General features: G+C 62.6%; 10 protein-coding genes. 7 read left to right on the top strand and 3 right to left on the bottom strand.

The window, feature by feature from the left end; genetic code table 11:
* Positions 1-7: 7 nt before the first annotated feature.
* Together VWN43_RS11590 and cobA are read right to left on the bottom strand one after the other, a co-directional pair.
* The gene (locus tag VWN43_RS11590; RefSeq protein WP_067674926.1) at positions 8-946 is read right to left on the bottom strand and encodes a GAF domain-containing protein; all 939 of its coding nucleotides are present in this window, start codon (positions 944-946) and stop codon (positions 8-10) included.
* Positions 933-1,772 (bottom strand): uroporphyrinogen-III C-methyltransferase, encoded by an 840-nt coding sequence (gene cobA, locus VWN43_RS11585; protein WP_082834741.1) that lies wholly within the window; start codon positions 1,770-1,772, stop codon positions 933-935. Before cobA ends, VWN43_RS11590 begins: the two co-directional genes overlap by 14 nt.
* Before the next feature lie 551 nt (positions 1,773-2,323).
* Here cobA and VWN43_RS11580 point away from each other — a divergent pair.
* Positions 2,324-3,214, top strand: coding sequence for a hypothetical protein (locus tag VWN43_RS11580; RefSeq protein WP_161940294.1), 891 nt, complete (start codon positions 2,324-2,326; stop codon positions 3,212-3,214).
* Between the two features lie 226 nt (positions 3,215-3,440).
* Here the strand turns inward: VWN43_RS11580 and VWN43_RS11575 are convergent, their stop codons facing one another.
* Positions 3,441-4,322 carry a WYL domain-containing protein gene (locus VWN43_RS11575; protein WP_067468599.1) on the bottom strand — a complete coding sequence of 294 codons (882 nt, stop codon included), beginning with the start codon at positions 4,320-4,322 and terminating at the stop codon, positions 3,441-3,443.
* A 142-nt stretch (positions 4,323-4,464) separates the two neighbouring features.
* Here VWN43_RS11575 and VWN43_RS11570 point away from each other — a divergent pair, with 142 nt between their 5' ends.
* From VWN43_RS11570 to VWN43_RS11545, 6 genes are all read left to right on the top strand, one after another.
* On the top strand, positions 4,465-7,119 hold the full coding sequence (locus VWN43_RS11570) for a PD-(D/E)XK nuclease family protein (protein WP_320181612.1): 2,655 nt from the start codon (positions 4,465-4,467) through the stop codon (positions 7,117-7,119).
* On the top strand, positions 7,119-10,514 hold the full coding sequence (locus VWN43_RS11565; RefSeq protein ID WP_067468904.1) for a UvrD-helicase domain-containing protein: 3,396 nt from the start codon (positions 7,119-7,121) through the stop codon (positions 10,512-10,514). The genes VWN43_RS11570 and VWN43_RS11565 overlap by 1 nt, the downstream gene beginning before the upstream one ends.
* Before the next feature lie 351 nt (positions 10,515-10,865).
* On the top strand, positions 10,866-11,384 hold the full coding sequence (locus VWN43_RS11560; protein WP_067468604.1) for a hypothetical protein: 519 nt from the start codon (positions 10,866-10,868) through the stop codon (positions 11,382-11,384).
* Between the two features lie 774 nt (positions 11,385-12,158).
* On the top strand, positions 12,159-12,770 hold the full coding sequence (locus VWN43_RS11555) for a hypothetical protein (protein ID WP_067468607.1): 612 nt from the start codon (positions 12,159-12,161) through the stop codon (positions 12,768-12,770).
* A gap of 91 nt (positions 12,771-12,861) precedes the next feature.
* Entirely contained in the window at positions 12,862-13,197 is a 336-nt protein-coding gene (locus VWN43_RS11550) for a hypothetical protein (protein WP_320181615.1), read from the top strand.
* Positions 13,198-13,241: 44 nt separating this feature from the next.
* Positions 13,242-14,102 carry a hypothetical protein gene (locus VWN43_RS11545; protein WP_320181616.1) on the top strand — a complete coding sequence of 287 codons (861 nt, stop codon included), beginning with the start codon at positions 13,242-13,244 and terminating at the stop codon, positions 14,100-14,102.
* Positions 14,103-14,169: the final 67 nt, after the last annotated feature.

The following is a 14,169-nucleotide window of genomic DNA, read 5'->3' as shown; positions in this document are numbered from 1 at the left end:
CGCTCCCTTACAGATACCAGGCGGTGATGAAGGCGAGGTCTTCGCCGTGATAAACCGGCAGGGCGACCATGCTGCGATAGCCGGCCGGAAGCCCTGTTCCGTTGCCGACGATGTGCGGAAGGCCGGAGCCGAGCACTTGCCCGACCGGCCCCTGCCATGCCGTGATGGTCACAATATCGACCGGCGGGTTCTGCTTGGCCCATAGCGGTCCCTCGCGCTCGCAAATGCCGTCGATCCGCACTGCCGCGCGGCGCGGGCCGACACGTTCGGGGCGGGCGTCCCAGATTTCGAACCGGCGGGCGAGGGGGGTGTCGGCCCCAGTCAGCAGCGTGACGATGCGCGTGCGACCGTCCGGCGCCTGCACCGGAATGCCGAGGCCGTGCGTCAGCCCCGCTGCCTTCGCACTCTCGCCGCGCACGAAGCCGTGGCGTGAACCGATCTGCCGCATCAGCACTGGCATTTGCGCAGACCAGACGCCGCCCGGCAGACCCTCGCCATGCGCGAACACGACATCCTGCGATGCTGTACCGAAATCTTCCGCTGCGCCGTAATAGCCGGCCTCCAGATGGAGGCGGTCGTCGCGGTCCTCCCACACCTCGATGGCTCCGATGTGCCCGGCGTCATCGCCGCACAGCACGACGAGAACGGCCTTAAGCGCGTCGTCCGCAAAAACGGGGATCGCGATTGCGCAGGTCAGCCCCGCCTCATGCGCAGCCACCGTCCGCTGGAAATAGGAACCATCGAACTGGTCGAGCACGATGGGACATCCTTCGGCCCATGCCTTGCCCGGAAGTCCTTCGCCATGCGCAAACTGCGATTGCGAGGAGACATCGGCGAAGGCAGCGAGCGGCCCGTAATCCCCGGCACCGAAGACGAGCGTCTCGCCTTCCGGCAGCCAGATTTCGGACGCCTTGATGAAGGACATCGCAGAGTCAGGCTGCGACATTCTGCGCCTCCTCTCCGGCAAGCTCGCGCCGGCTGTTTGCGCCGCGCAATGCCTCGCCGATCAGGATCACCGCCGGTCCGCCGCGCAGGGCGGACCTTGCGGCGAGAGGCAGCAGGTCGAGCCGGGTGAAGAACTCGCGCTTCTCCGGCAGGCTGGCATTCTCGACCAGCGCCACGGGCGTATCGGGTGCAAGTCCCGCAGCAATCAGCCCGCGCGAGACGTGGCCTGCAGCGGCCTTTCCCATATAGACGGCGAGCGTCGCCTGCGGGTCGGCGAGCGCGGCCCAGTCCACGTCGGGCGCAGCGCCGCTCTTCGTATGCGCCGTGACAAGGGTCAGCCGTCGCGCCAGTCCGCGCAAGGTCAGCGACAGGCCGAGGTCCGCCGCGCCCGCACTGGCTGCCGTGACGCCGGGGCAGACGAACACCGGAATGCCCGCCGCCCGGCACGCCTCAAGCTCTTCATTCGCCCGCCCGAAGATGGACGGATCGCCGCCCTTCAGCCGTACGACGCGCTTGCCTGTTCGCGCCGCTTCCACGATCAGCGCATCGATCGAGCGCTGATCCCTGGAATGCCGCCCCGACCGTTTGCCGACCGACACGCATTCGGCTTCCGGCCCGATCAACTCCAGAACACCGGGGCCGACCAGCGCATCATAGAAGACGATGTCCGCACGCCGAAGCAACCGCTCCGCTTTCAGCGTCAGGAGATCAGGGTCTCCGGGTCCGCCCCCGACAAGCCAGACTGTCCCTGGACGGAACTGGCTATCGTATTTGACCTTCACGACCCATCCCCACCAGAGGTCGGGCCATCCGACGCTTTCCCGCATATGAAACGCATTCCCAGTCTCCAGACGTGAACGCCAAACGCAAAAAAGCCGCTACGACGCATAATCCTGAAGGATCGGTCGAGCGGCTGCATTGCCAACAAATTTAAGGTCTGATCGGACGGTCAGGCACCCGACACTGGGTGAATCCGATGACGTCGAGAAATGCCCGATCTTCTGCTGCAACGCAATAGAAAAATGGGTTGGATTGCAGGAAGTGCTTGCCGCTTGCGACAACCCGACTGCCACTGTCGGAGATCAGAATAGGTGACCGCTTTCAGGTGCGCGCGCCGATTGCCGGAATGACTGGGAATGGGGCGCAAAGCGGACATCACGAACGCTGAGCTTGAAGATGCTTGGGCTGCTAGACGCGAGCATCCTATAACCGGTTGTAAGTTCTTGCCGGTAGAGGTGCTATTATGTCCAACTCACCAACATCGATGCAGTCGGACCGTGTCCAGAAGATCGTATTAACTAAAGATCAGATGAGGTGGCGCGCGTTTTGGGCAAACACTCAATGGCACGAGCATACTTTCCGCAAAGTCTTGCGTCGGATGGGTTTCGAACAGTCCTTCCCCATAGAACTGGCAGGCGGTCGCCGGTTCACAAATATAGCCGTAAGTGTGCTCGACTTCCAGCAGGCATCTGGATCGGGACCTCGGCTGCTCATTCCGATAGATCCCCAGTCCCATCCGGACGAGCGCGCGATTGAGGCATCGCTTGCCCGATCCATCGGACTGATGCTCGCGGACGCGGCGATGTACGATCAGATCTGGGTCGATACCTACAGCAAACTCCTGCCCCGGTTTGCAAAGAGGCCGAAAGCTTCCTTAGAACGGATGGATTTCGCGGAAGGGTCTCATGACGGCCTTATGCTGCATGCCGAGTTTCTTCGCCTCGATCACGATTTTTCGACAACCCGATCGAGGCGGATTGCTTCCGATATCGAAGAGCTGATCGAGGCGATTGACTTCGACCTTCGCGAACATGATCGCAATGTCGCTGCCCTGACAGTTGACGAATCGGGATCTCATCGAAGAAAGATTACAGGTCTTGCCGCCCATGTTCTCGAGCTCGCTGGCATGAGCCCGGACGACCTGCCGTTGCTCTTCAATGACGATGGTGATCAACCCTTCACATCGGTCGATGGCTCTCTCCCGTTTTCCGCGGGGCGGTTCTATTGGATAAGAGGAACGCTCGAGTGCTCGCTCGAATTGCGCAAAGGCCGGTGCTGGATCGATGGCAGAAGGGTCATACTTTCGCACCCTTCCAATCTACCTGCGACAACCCTTTCGTCCTGTGTCGGACGGCCACTATGTACCTTGCTACAGATTGAAGGGTTGCAATTCGACGCGACTATAAAAAAGGTCCACGCGGACAGAGGTTGCATCGTAATGGAAATCGATATGCTTACGAATGAGTTCAGAACAAATCGCTTAAGATAGAATGAACAAATCCCGTTCAGATTTTTGTTACACGCGGCCGTACGTCCATGAGCAGGTTGTGTCCGGCTACACCTAGCTAAATATTATGCTCTGGGTTGTGGTCGGTTTGGCAGGAACTGTCCCGAGAGCGGAACGGTAGCTGATGAGAAAGCCGAAGGCTCTTGGGGAACGAAGGATGCCGCTTGTCCCTTCCGCCGCGCAACACACTGCTGATCTGCTCTCGCAACTAAACCGGGAATTCAGCCTTCTCCAAGGCCACCTCGGTTTCCTCCCAATTGACGACGACGATATGCTGGCTGCGCGCGGGCTGCTTCGCCGCATCGCCCAGCAGGGCCAGGCGCTTCAATACATAAAACAGCATGGCGTAGCGCACGGTGAGGATGGCCGAGCCGCCCTCCATGCCGAAGTCCTTGGCGACGACCGCCTTCTGGCTTGCGGTCAGGTCAGGATGCGGGCCGATCTCGACCTCGAACCGCTCCTGCCACAGCGCGTCCTGCAGCGAGTGCCCGCCGCCGTCACCCATCTCGCCGACGCCAAGAATACGCGGCAGGAGGAAGTCTTTGAACTTGTCGGTGACGTGGCAGTAGGCGCGCACGTGCCAGCGGAAGCCGTCATAGCCGAAGGCATGAGGCGTGATCCGCCGCCAGATTGGATCGGGTCGGTCCTTGCTCATCGACTGATAGTGGACATCGATCGAACGGTTATCGCGCACCGCGCTCAGCACCGTTCTCAGCACGGCCGAATCGATATCCCTGCGCGGCGTCAGCGCGATGTCGGTGTCGGGAAATTCGGTGATCCACGAATCCGACAGATCGATTAGGCCTTCGGCCACCGAACGCAGGCGGGACAGATAGCCGTCGGGATCGGGCTTTAGAAAATGCGGCTCGAACTGCTCGCTGGCGACGTAGCGCTTGGCGCTCTTGTCGTAGAGCGCATTGTGCGGCGCACGCTCCTGATAGAGCGTCAAATCCTTCGACGCCTGCGGCACCGACACGTCGAACATGTCGGTGATGTCCGAGCGATTGACTCCGCCTTCCCAGAACAGGCGGAACTCGATGAACTCGAGTCGGCGCTCCACGCCCCACTTCAAGGTGGTCAGGCCGTCCATCCGAAATTGTCCTCCAGCGGATCCAGATAAAAACTATATGGACATATCTGCAATACGCGTTTACTTTCTATTCTCATCACGGTGTCGCGTCAAGCGGAACCGTGCCGAGGAACAGGGCGGAGAGACGAGGACGATGACCTGCATGACCGACCGGCGGACCATCGTCGCCCACGGGCGCATGGCGATGCGTGAGCTTCGCCTCGACGCCGCACGCCACCGCCGACACGGCCTGCAGATCATGTCGTTCGAGCAGCTGGCAGCCCGCCTCGCCGGCGGCTTTTCGAGGCCGATCGACGACGAAAGCCTGCGCACCGCGATCCAGGCCGTCCTGCCGGACACCTCGCTCGGCGAACTCGAAAGCATCAAGCTCCTGCCCGGCATGGTCGACGCCTCGGCCGACACCCTGCACAAGACCTGGCGCGCCAGCATCGACCTCGCTTCCCGCTCCCACGAGCATCCGCGTCTCGACTCAATTGCGCGACTCGAAGCGGCGGTGCTTGCGCAGCTGCCACCGGGCATGATGCGGCCCTGCGACCTGGTCGCGACCGCTTGTCAGCGTCTAGCTCACGCCAAGGCCGTTCTCGGACCGGTCGAGATCGTCGGCATCACCGAGCTGTCGCCGTGCTGGCGGCCGCTGCTTGCGGCGCTAACCGGCTGCACCCCTGTGACCTGGACGGCGGGCCCTCGGCCCACGCCGCCCTGGCTCGAGGCGACCGGCGTCACCATCGCGCGCGATGCGCCGCAGGCCCCGGAGGTTCGGGCGGAAAGCGCATCGACGGCGTATCATGAGGCCATCGAGGCGATCCGCTGGGCGCGTGCGCTACTGGCTTCGGGTGAGGCCCAGCCGGCGGAAATCGCCATCGCCGCCGCCTCGACGGCGGAATATGATGACCATTTCCTGTCGCTTCGCGCCGACGCGAACCTCGACCTGCACTTCATCCACGGGATCAAGGTCACCACCACTCGCGAGGGTCAGGCGGCCGCCGCGCTCGCCGACATCCTCGTTCGCGGCTTGTCGCAGACCCGGCTGCGCCGTCTCGCTGCGCTGTGCGGGTCCGAGGCCGGTCCGCTCCAGACGTTGCCGGCGGGCTGGTTGCGCATTTTGCCGACCGAAGCCCCGCTTGCGTCGGTCTCGGCCTGGACGCGTCTGCTCGGGCGCCTGACCGCTGCGGACTGGCCTGACGAGCAAGAGCACACCCCTACCTTGCGGGGCGTCGTTGAGCTTCTGGGCAAGGGCCACAGCGCCGCCGAGGAGATCGGCGCGGCGCTGCTCAGCGGCCGCGCCCTGGCAATCTGGCGCAAGGCGCTGCTGGCGGGGCCGACCGGATCGCTCGATACGACGCTGGAGAATCTCAAGCAGGACGACGGCCTCGAGGCCTGCGTCTCGGTCGCCTGGATGCCCGCCAGCGCCTTGGCGGCCTCGCCGCGCCGGTTCGTTCGCTTGATCGGGCTTAATTCGTCGCGCTGGCCGCGGAGCATCTCCGAAGACCGCCTGATCTCCGACCACGTCATTCCCACCGCCGATCTCGATCCCCTGCCGGTCGCGGCGGCCGATCGCCGGGACTTCGAGACGATCCTCGCCACGACCGAGCGCCAGGTGGTGCTGTCGCGTGCGCGCCGCGACGGTGAAGGGCGGCTCCTCGGCCGCAGCTCGCTGCTCGGCGCCTATGGCGAGGAGACCTACGTCCGCCGCAACGCGGTCCCAGCTCATGCCTTCAGCGAGACCGATCGGTTGATGGCGCGCCCGCCGGAGTTTGCCGACGCGCCCCAGGCGGTCGCCGCCACGGCCTGCTGGCGCAACTGGCACCGCAAGGAGATTACGCCGCACGATGGCCTGGTGCGCGCCGAACACCCGCTCTTGTTGGCCATCCTCGACCGCACCCAGTCGGCAAGCTCGCTTCGCCTCCTCCTGCGCAGCCCGCTCGGCTTCGTCTGGCGCTACGCGATGCGGCTGCGAATGCCCCAAAGCGGCGCTGATCCTCTGGTTCTCGACGCCCTGGGCATGGGCGACCTCGTCCACATGACGCTCGATCTGGCGCTCCAGAAGTTGGAGGCCGACGGCGGTCTGGCCAACGCCGACGAGGCGCAGATCGAAGCCACCGTGCAGGAGGCCGCACGCGAGATCGCCAGGGTCTGGGAGAGCGAACGCGCTGTGCCGCCGGAGGTGATCTGGCGCCGGACGCTCGACGACGCCCGCATTCTGACGAGCCGCGCGCTCACCTATGACGACGAGCGGCTGCCGGACGCCCGCTCCTATGGAGAAGTGGCCTTTGGCGGCTTAGAACCCAAGTCGGACGCCGACAGCCCCTGGGATTCCAACATCCCGGTCGAAATCCCCGACGCGGACTTCCGGATCAACGGCTACATCGACCGTCTCGACCTTTCGGGCGACGGCAAGCGCGCCCTGGTCCGGGACTACAAGACCGGGCGCCCGCCTAGGGAGGATATCAGCGTCGACGGCGGCCGCGAGTTGCAGCGCTGCCTCTACGCCTTTGCCGTCAAGGCGCTGCTCGGATCCGAGATCTCGATCAGCGCCTCTTTGCTCTTCCCGCGCGAGCAGGTCGATCTCCAGCTCTCCGATCCGGAAGCCACCCTGGTCGAGATCACCGGCTATCTGCAGGCGGCGCGCGCCAACCTGACCGCCGGGCACGCCCTCATCGGGCCCGACACCGGCGGAACATATGACCACCTCGCCTTCGCCCTGCCGGCGAACGCTGGCGCCACCTACTGCAAACGCAAGCTGCCCGCCGCTACCGATATGTTCGGCGACGCCGCGCAAGTCTGGGAGGCCCAGTGATGACCGCCGCAAGCAAAGCCCTGCGCGACGACAGTGCCCGCCGCGCTGCGATCAGCGTCCACGACCGGTCCATCTTGGTGGAGGCCGGCGCGGGTTCGGGCAAGACGGCCGTCATGGCCGGCCGCATCGCCGCGATGCTGGCCGAAGGGGTCGCGCCCAAATCGATCGCGGCCGTCACCTTCACCGAACTGGCGGCGAGCGAACTTTTGATCCGCGTCCGCGACTTCGTCGCCGACCTCGTAGTGGGCACGGTCCCGACCGAATTGCGGATCGCTTTTCCGGACGGTCTGTCGGAAATCCACAAGGCCAACCTCGCGGCGGCCTCGGCAGCGATCGACGAGATCACCTGCTCGACGATCCACGGCTTCTGCCAGCGCCTGATCAAGCCCTATTCGGTCGAAGCCGACATCGACCCGGGCGCCCACGTGATGGACAGCAACCAGGCCGACCTCGCTTTCATCGAGATCGTCGACATCTGGCTGCGCGAGCAGCTTTCCGGCGGCCAGGCCGGCATCATCGCCGAAATGGTGTTGCAAAGCCCCGGCGAAACCGTCGGGCTGATCCATAAGATCATCGCCAACCTGCGCAAGCGGCGCACCGTGTCGGCGCCGCCCGCGACGCCGCTCGCGCCGCATCTGCGCGCCTTCCATGATGCGACCGCGGCCTTCTCTGACTTCATCCAGACCGCGCCCGCGGTCGAGGACGAGACCGCGACGTTCGCCGAGCGGCTCGCCGGGATGGCCCAAGCGATGGAGGATGCGGCGACCGCCGAAACGCCGGCCGGACTCATCCGGCTGCTGGTGACGCCGCCGCACCCCGATCTTTGCACCAAGAGCGGCTCGTTTCTGGCCTTCAGAAAGAAGGGCAAATGGGTGGAGGCCGCCAAGCGCGAGGGCCTGGCCAAAGCCGATGGCGACCGCCTCAACGCGGCGGCCGAGGGCCACTACGCGGCGTGCTGTCAGGCGTGGCAGCTCCTACTCCAGAATGTCGCCAGCCACGTCCTGGCCGATCTGATCGCGCAGGCGCAGCCGGTGCTGGAGCGGTTCCGGGACTACAAACGTTCGGCCGCCTTGCTCGATTTCGACGACCTAATCTTCGCCGCGCGGGACCTGCTGCGCGATCATGACGAGGTCCGCCGCGCGCTGAGCGCGCGCTTCACACGGGTTCTCGTCGACGAATTCCAGGACACCGACCCGCTGCAGACCGAAATCTTCTGGCGGCTATGCGGGGAGCCGCCCGCCGGACGCGCGACCGCCGAGTGGAGCGAGTTCCAGATCCGCCCCGGCGCTCTGTTCCTGGTCGGCGACCCCAAGCAGGCGATCTATCGCTTCCGCGGCGCCGATGTCAGCGCCTATGTCCGGGCGCGCGACGCCTTCATCGCGCAGGATGCCGACAGCGTCCTGTCGATTTCCACCAACTTCCGCTCCTGCGCGCCAATCCTCACCTATGTGAACGAGCGCTTCGAAACGCTGCTATCGAGCGACGGCCAGCCGGGTTTCACCGCACTCGACCCGTTCCATTCCAACCGGGGCGAGGCTCCCTGCGTCGCGGCGCTGGATGTCACCGTCGCCGACGAGAACGGCAAGGCGAGCGCCGAGCAGCAACGCGATGCGGAAGCCGAAGCTGTCGCCGAGTTGTGCGCCCGCCTGATCGGCAGCGAGATTATCATCGATCGTCGCTCCGATGCCAGCCGGGTCTGCCGGCCGGGTGACATCGCCCTGCTCGCGCCGACCGGAAGCGACCTGTGGCGTTATGAAGAGGCCCTTGAGCGCCACGGCATTCCGGTCGCCACCCAGGCCGGCAAAGGCCTGTTCAGGCGACAGGAGATCCAAGATCTCATCGCGCTGACCCGCATCCTTGCGGATCGCCGCGATACGCTCGCGTTGGGCGCGCTCTTGCGCGGCCCTCTGGTCGGTTTGACCGAGGAAGAACTGCTCGACATCATCTGGGCGCTGCCCCGGTCCGAAGAATATCCCGAAGCCCTGCCGCGCCTCGACCTCGGCGTGGAGACCAGTGCGATCGCCCACCCGTTGGCGCGCTCGGTGATCGAAAAGCTGCAAGTCCTCAATCGCCGGACCAACAATACCACGCCGCACAACCTGCTGTCGCAAGCGGTCGACGTGATGCGGGTGCGGCCGATGCTGCTCGCCCGCCACCGGGGCCAGGCCGAGCGGGCGCTCGCCAATGTCGATCTTTATCTCAGCCTGACCTCCGCTTTCGCGGTTCGGGGACTGCGCGCCTTTGCCGAGACCATGACCGCTGCATGGACCGATGAAGCCCGCGCCGTCGAGGGGCGGCCCGACGCGCAGGAAGAAGCCGTTGCGCTCTACACCATGCACGCGGCCAAGGGCCTTGAGTGGCCGATCGTGGTGCCGGTGAACACGATGACAGGCATCATGCCGGCCGAGAACGCGGTGACTGATCGCGAAAGCGACGCCTTCTACTGCCCGGTTTTCGGCGTGAAACCGGCCGGCTATGACGAAGTGCGCGACGCGGAAAACGCCGAGCTCGATCGCGAGCGCGTCCGCCTCTGGTACGTCGCCGCCACTCGGGCGCGCGAGCTGCTGGTTCTGCCTCGCCTCGACGCCTCGCCGTCGAAGTCGGCCTGGATTTCGTTGCTCGACCTCTCGCTCGGCGACCTCCCGGCGCTCGATGTGGCTCATCTGCCGCTGGAGATGGGCGCCGTGGCGGCGGGCGAAGGCAACCAGCAGACCCGCGAAAGCTTTGCAGTGGAAGCCGCCGCTATCGCCGAGCGCCATCGCCGCTTGACCTGGCTGGCGCCCAGCCGTGACGAAAGCAGCGTCGGCCCAGTGCTTACCTCGGAAGCGGTGGAAATCTGGGCGGCGCGCGACGAGCGCAAGCCCGATGACGAGGCCAAACGCCCCAGCATACAGGGGGGACGCGAGCGCGGCCTGATCCTGCACAAGCTTCTCGAAGAGGTGTTGACCGGCGAGACCGCTCCAGACAGCGCCGCGCTGACCGATCGGGCGCGCTCGCTCATCGCGGCGCTCGGCTGGCCGGCGGTCGAAGACCCGTCACAGGGCCTTTCACCCGCTGAACTTGTCGGCTGCGTCTCCCGCACGCTTGCCTTGCCCGAAATCGCAGAGCTTCGTCCCGTCCTCAGCCCGGAGCTCCCGGTCTATGCGTCAACATTCCTCAATGAGGTTGAGCAGGCGTCCGCCGGCATCGTCGACGCCATCGGCTGGGCCCCCGATGGGACGCCGCAGGTGGTCATCGACTGGAAGAGCGACGTCCAGCCAACGCCTGAGACGGTCGATCACTACCGCGCTCAGGTGCGGGCCTATCTGGATATGACCGGCACCACGCGCGGCCTGATCGTGCTGGTGACGACCGGCGAAATCATCGCTGTAGCGCCGTCGCCGCTCGAGGCCTAGTCGCCTGCGGTAGGGGGAAACCGATGCTGACCCGCGCGAGCGCCGCAAAACCTGCTCGGAACTGAGACGACGCCCGACGACCTCGCCAAACTGCAATTCCGATTGCAGCCATAGCGCCTGGCGACCTATCCGCAGAACGGTCTAATCGTCGCACAGCGCACTCCTTTGCAATGAGGGCTAAAATCTAAAGAGTGGCAGTTTCCTAGATCAGCAAGTCTAACTCTAACCGGCAGAGATTAGGATGCAAAGCGGCCGTGGCCGACTGATGATCTTCTTAAGAACGAAAGGAGGTGGCTCTCTGGACGAGAGCGGAAAAAGGCATGCGATCCCCGCGGCCTATGGAGACTTGAAATGACTCAGATTGAACAGCAGAACCGCATCGCCAACTTCTTTGCCGCCCTTGCTCGCCTGCTGAGCGGCCAGTCCGGACGCTTCACTGAATTCCGAGACAAGGTGGACATAATGCTGAGCGGTACGGCTCCTCACGCTTTCGGCCTGATGCAGTTCGCTTCCCGGGTCCAGACAACTGGCCGCCCGCTCCTCTGGGTTCATCAGTCTGCAGAATGCCCTGTTCCGCAGATCGGCCTGATCGCGCAGATGGGAGGGGGGATGCACTACATCGAGAGCTGCATGCTCTGCCTGACTGGCGAAGACGACCGCGCGACCCTCGTACCAGACGGCTTCAATCTGGGCGCGTACAGATTCGACGATGCGCTCGATCTGCACCACATCACGGAAGCACCGGCCTCGACCTTCGAAGCGGCAAATGGTGACATGGTGAGGGCCTACAACCGACTTATGGCGATCCAAGCCGAGCAGTGGGAGCGGGGTGATACCTTCGACCTGCCTTACCTCGCCCAGGCGGCCTAGATTTCATAGTGCGCCGGATCGTCCATGGACGATCCGGCATCGCCACACAGGATCTATCTTCGTTGGTCGATTGCCCTGAGCATAACGGTTTTGGCGCGAATAACTTGACGCTTCTTAACCAGCGAAGGTTAACGGCAGTGATTGAACCGTTAGTATTCGGCCGATTGCGGGCTACGCGATAAGCGGTTGGTCGGATTGGAGCAGGTTGTGTCCGGCTACACCCGTACGGGTGAATGTTGTGGAGGGCCTCTAGAAATGGCGGGAAGTGGGCCGTGACCGGACTGCCCACTGTTGGAATGGTCATCTCGTGAAAGCAGACATCCCCTCATAATCATCGCAGCTGCTTGAGGCGGTAGCGATCATGCTGTTGGGGGGAGGGGGAGATGAGCTCGGGCGACCTCTAGAGCAGTGTTCGACACTGTTAAAAGCGACAGTGTCTCCTGCGCCGTCCTGGTTGTTGCCTCGTGCGCGGCTGCCGCATGCGAGATAGATCTGGCTTACGGCATCTTAACGCATACAGTCAGGAATCGGAACTGGAAGAGCATGCTGAAATGTTGCGCGCACTGGCGCCGCGCGCGCTCCCTCGATCTCGCATTCAAACGGGCGCTCGACGCGGTCGAAAAGTGGATCGGCGAAATGAAGGTCAGATAGGCAATAGAAGACAACCTAGCAGTCGCTGCGAGACAGGGGGACAAGCAGCCTTTCCGCCAATGCAACAAAATAAATCTGAAAAGCTGATCCGTTGTGTCCATATCTTTGTTGAAGGAGGCTGGAATGCGAAAAGTGCGCGAAAAGATTATGGCCCGGGCAATGATCAGCAGAAGCTGTGCGAACTTCCTTTCCGACGTCGATCTCAAGCCGGGGATCGCTCAGTCCGGAGGTGCCTTGAACAAGCACCAGCACCAGAAGATAAGGTTTCGGTCCAAGTACGATTGTTGGTCAGAAACGGACATCGTGCTCGAAAAACGGGGCTCGTTATTAGCTGGATCGATGGAGCATGCACGGTTCGCAAAACGAGCAACGCTTGACCTCGAGTACAGGTGGTTTCGCTTCCGTGAAAGCAAGAACGGCTTTTCCATGCTTGCAATCTGGGACAAGGAGCTTCCCGCGACGATCTGTGCTGCAGGCTCCTCGGGGAACTACCGTTTGCTCGACCTAGTAGATTTTTCCGATTTCAAACCCTTGTTCTTCGTGCGTTCGAACCCGGTAGTCCATTCCTTAAAAAATGTTACGAGAATGCGCCGTAGTCCCGAAATGCAAAGGTCTGGAGGGGAGCGACGGCGATGTAAAGCTCTTCTCATTACCATGAAGGATGAATGGTCGAAAAGTTTCTGGGGCTATTGGTCTCCTGAAGCAGGATATCTATCGACCATGGACGCTCCGTGAGCGAGAGCGCGACGCGAGAGCAATTAGCGCATGATGCCATGCGGGTGCCTGATAAAAAATCTGGCAGGCCGATTATTCAAGCAGTTCTTGATTGACCAAGGTAACGTCAGCATATGAGCTGTTCGTCTCCGCCAATTGCAATTTACGCAATGGGCGGTCGGTCGCATTGCAACAGGTTGGATATGCCTACACTCAGTCTGCTATCGGATGTGGAAAAGTGCCAGAATGGAAGGAAATGGGCCGTAAGGAGACTGACGGCTTTTGGCGCCCCGACCTGCCGAAGCAGACACTCAGCTCTAGGAGTGACGAGGTCGCAGGCTTGCAACGGGATACTCGGGTCAGACTGGTTGCAGGTTACGGTATCGCATTAGAAAGCCTTTTCGCCAATGTGATCATGCCCGAATCCGGAGCAACGTTGCCACGTTGAGACCTCAAATTGCAATTCTGGGCGTTCGGCATCACTACAACTGCATGATCACCATCGTTTTCGACAAAAACCTAATGCGCGCGCCAGCGATGGAAGAATTCCTAGCGATGGACCGGAATCATGCCATTGCGCTCTCCGATTGGACGATCATCGAGATGCAGAAGAAGAACGCGTTGACAACCTCGCGTGAGTCCTTGGCCATTGCCGCGAAGTTTCCGAACCAAGTCTTCACGCTGCGCCCTGTTGGCGACATTCTCGACGATGAAGTTCGGTCCAAAGGTGATGCGATAAAGCTGATCGACTACGCCGAAAGCGTGAGGCTAGGACAACTTGCGGCTGACCTAAGGCGCGTTCCTCCGCCGGACCATCTTGGGCCGATGATGCAGGAGGCAGAAGCATACGCGAGCACTATGATCGAACGCTTGCGTGAGGAGGTCGCCAATTGGGAGGAAACGTTGGTTGGTGCGGCTGGTGATTTCACTCGCGAGGAACGGCGCGCCATCGCAACTCAGCAGAAGATATCTGAGGCGACGCGACTGAAGGCGAATGACCTGCTGCTGGAGGCCACTCGTAACTTCATGATTCATAATCAGCAGAAGCAAGGCGCGGAACCTATGAAGGTCAAAGACGCGATGAGCATGTTCGCGTTCCGCTATTCGCTGTGTGTCCTGATCCATACACTTGCATGGATCAGAGAAGGCGCAGGTCGCGGGAAGAAGCTCGAGAAGCGCGTGAACGATGCAATTGACTTGCAGGTGGCTGCGGTCGGTACATTTTTTGAGGGGACGTTCAGTGGTGACAAGCAGGTTCGCGATGTTTCGTTCGTCGCCCGAACACTGCTGCGGCAGTGGGGCGCGTATGTAGGCGAGGACTGGCAGCACCCGAATTTGACTGTGCAGAGCTAGGCGAAAGCGAACCCCTCCTACATGCGCGCGGCGACTTAGGCCTCGCTGGGGCAGCGTCACCAGTATT

The sequence above is a fragment of the Qipengyuania sp. HL-TH1 genome, from assembly GCF_036365825.1.
Classification (GTDB): domain Bacteria; phylum Pseudomonadota; class Alphaproteobacteria; order Sphingomonadales; family Sphingomonadaceae; genus Qipengyuania; species Qipengyuania profunda.
This window is presented reverse-complemented; position numbering and strand designations above follow the sequence as displayed.

What these genes read in the sequence shown, in the direction of transcription:
- VWN43_RS11590 (WP_067674926.1), bottom strand. Translation starts at nt 946, where the DNA reads ATGTCGCAGCCTGACTCTGCGATGTCCTTCATCAAGGCGTCCGAAATC.
- cobA (WP_082834741.1), bottom strand. Translation starts at nt 1,772, where the DNA reads ATGCGGGAAAGCGTCGGATGGCCCGACCTCTGGTGGGGATGGGTCGTG.
- VWN43_RS11580 (WP_161940294.1), top strand. Translation starts at nt 2,324, where the DNA reads ATGGGTTTCGAACAGTCCTTCCCCATAGAACTGGCAGGCGGTCGCCGG.
- VWN43_RS11575 (WP_067468599.1), bottom strand. Translation starts at nt 4,322, where the DNA reads ATGGACGGCCTGACCACCTTGAAGTGGGGCGTGGAGCGCCGACTCGAG.
- VWN43_RS11570 (WP_320181612.1), top strand. Translation starts at nt 4,465, where the DNA reads ATGACCGACCGGCGGACCATCGTCGCCCACGGGCGCATGGCGATGCGT.
- VWN43_RS11565 (WP_067468904.1), top strand. Translation starts at nt 7,119, where the DNA reads ATGACCGCCGCAAGCAAAGCCCTGCGCGACGACAGTGCCCGCCGCGCT.
- VWN43_RS11560 (WP_067468604.1), top strand. Translation starts at nt 10,866, where the DNA reads ATGACTCAGATTGAACAGCAGAACCGCATCGCCAACTTCTTTGCCGCC.
- VWN43_RS11555 (WP_067468607.1), top strand. Translation starts at nt 12,159, where the DNA reads ATGCGAAAAGTGCGCGAAAAGATTATGGCCCGGGCAATGATCAGCAGA.
- VWN43_RS11545 (WP_320181616.1), top strand. Translation starts at nt 13,242, where the DNA reads ATGATCACCATCGTTTTCGACAAAAACCTAATGCGCGCGCCAGCGATG.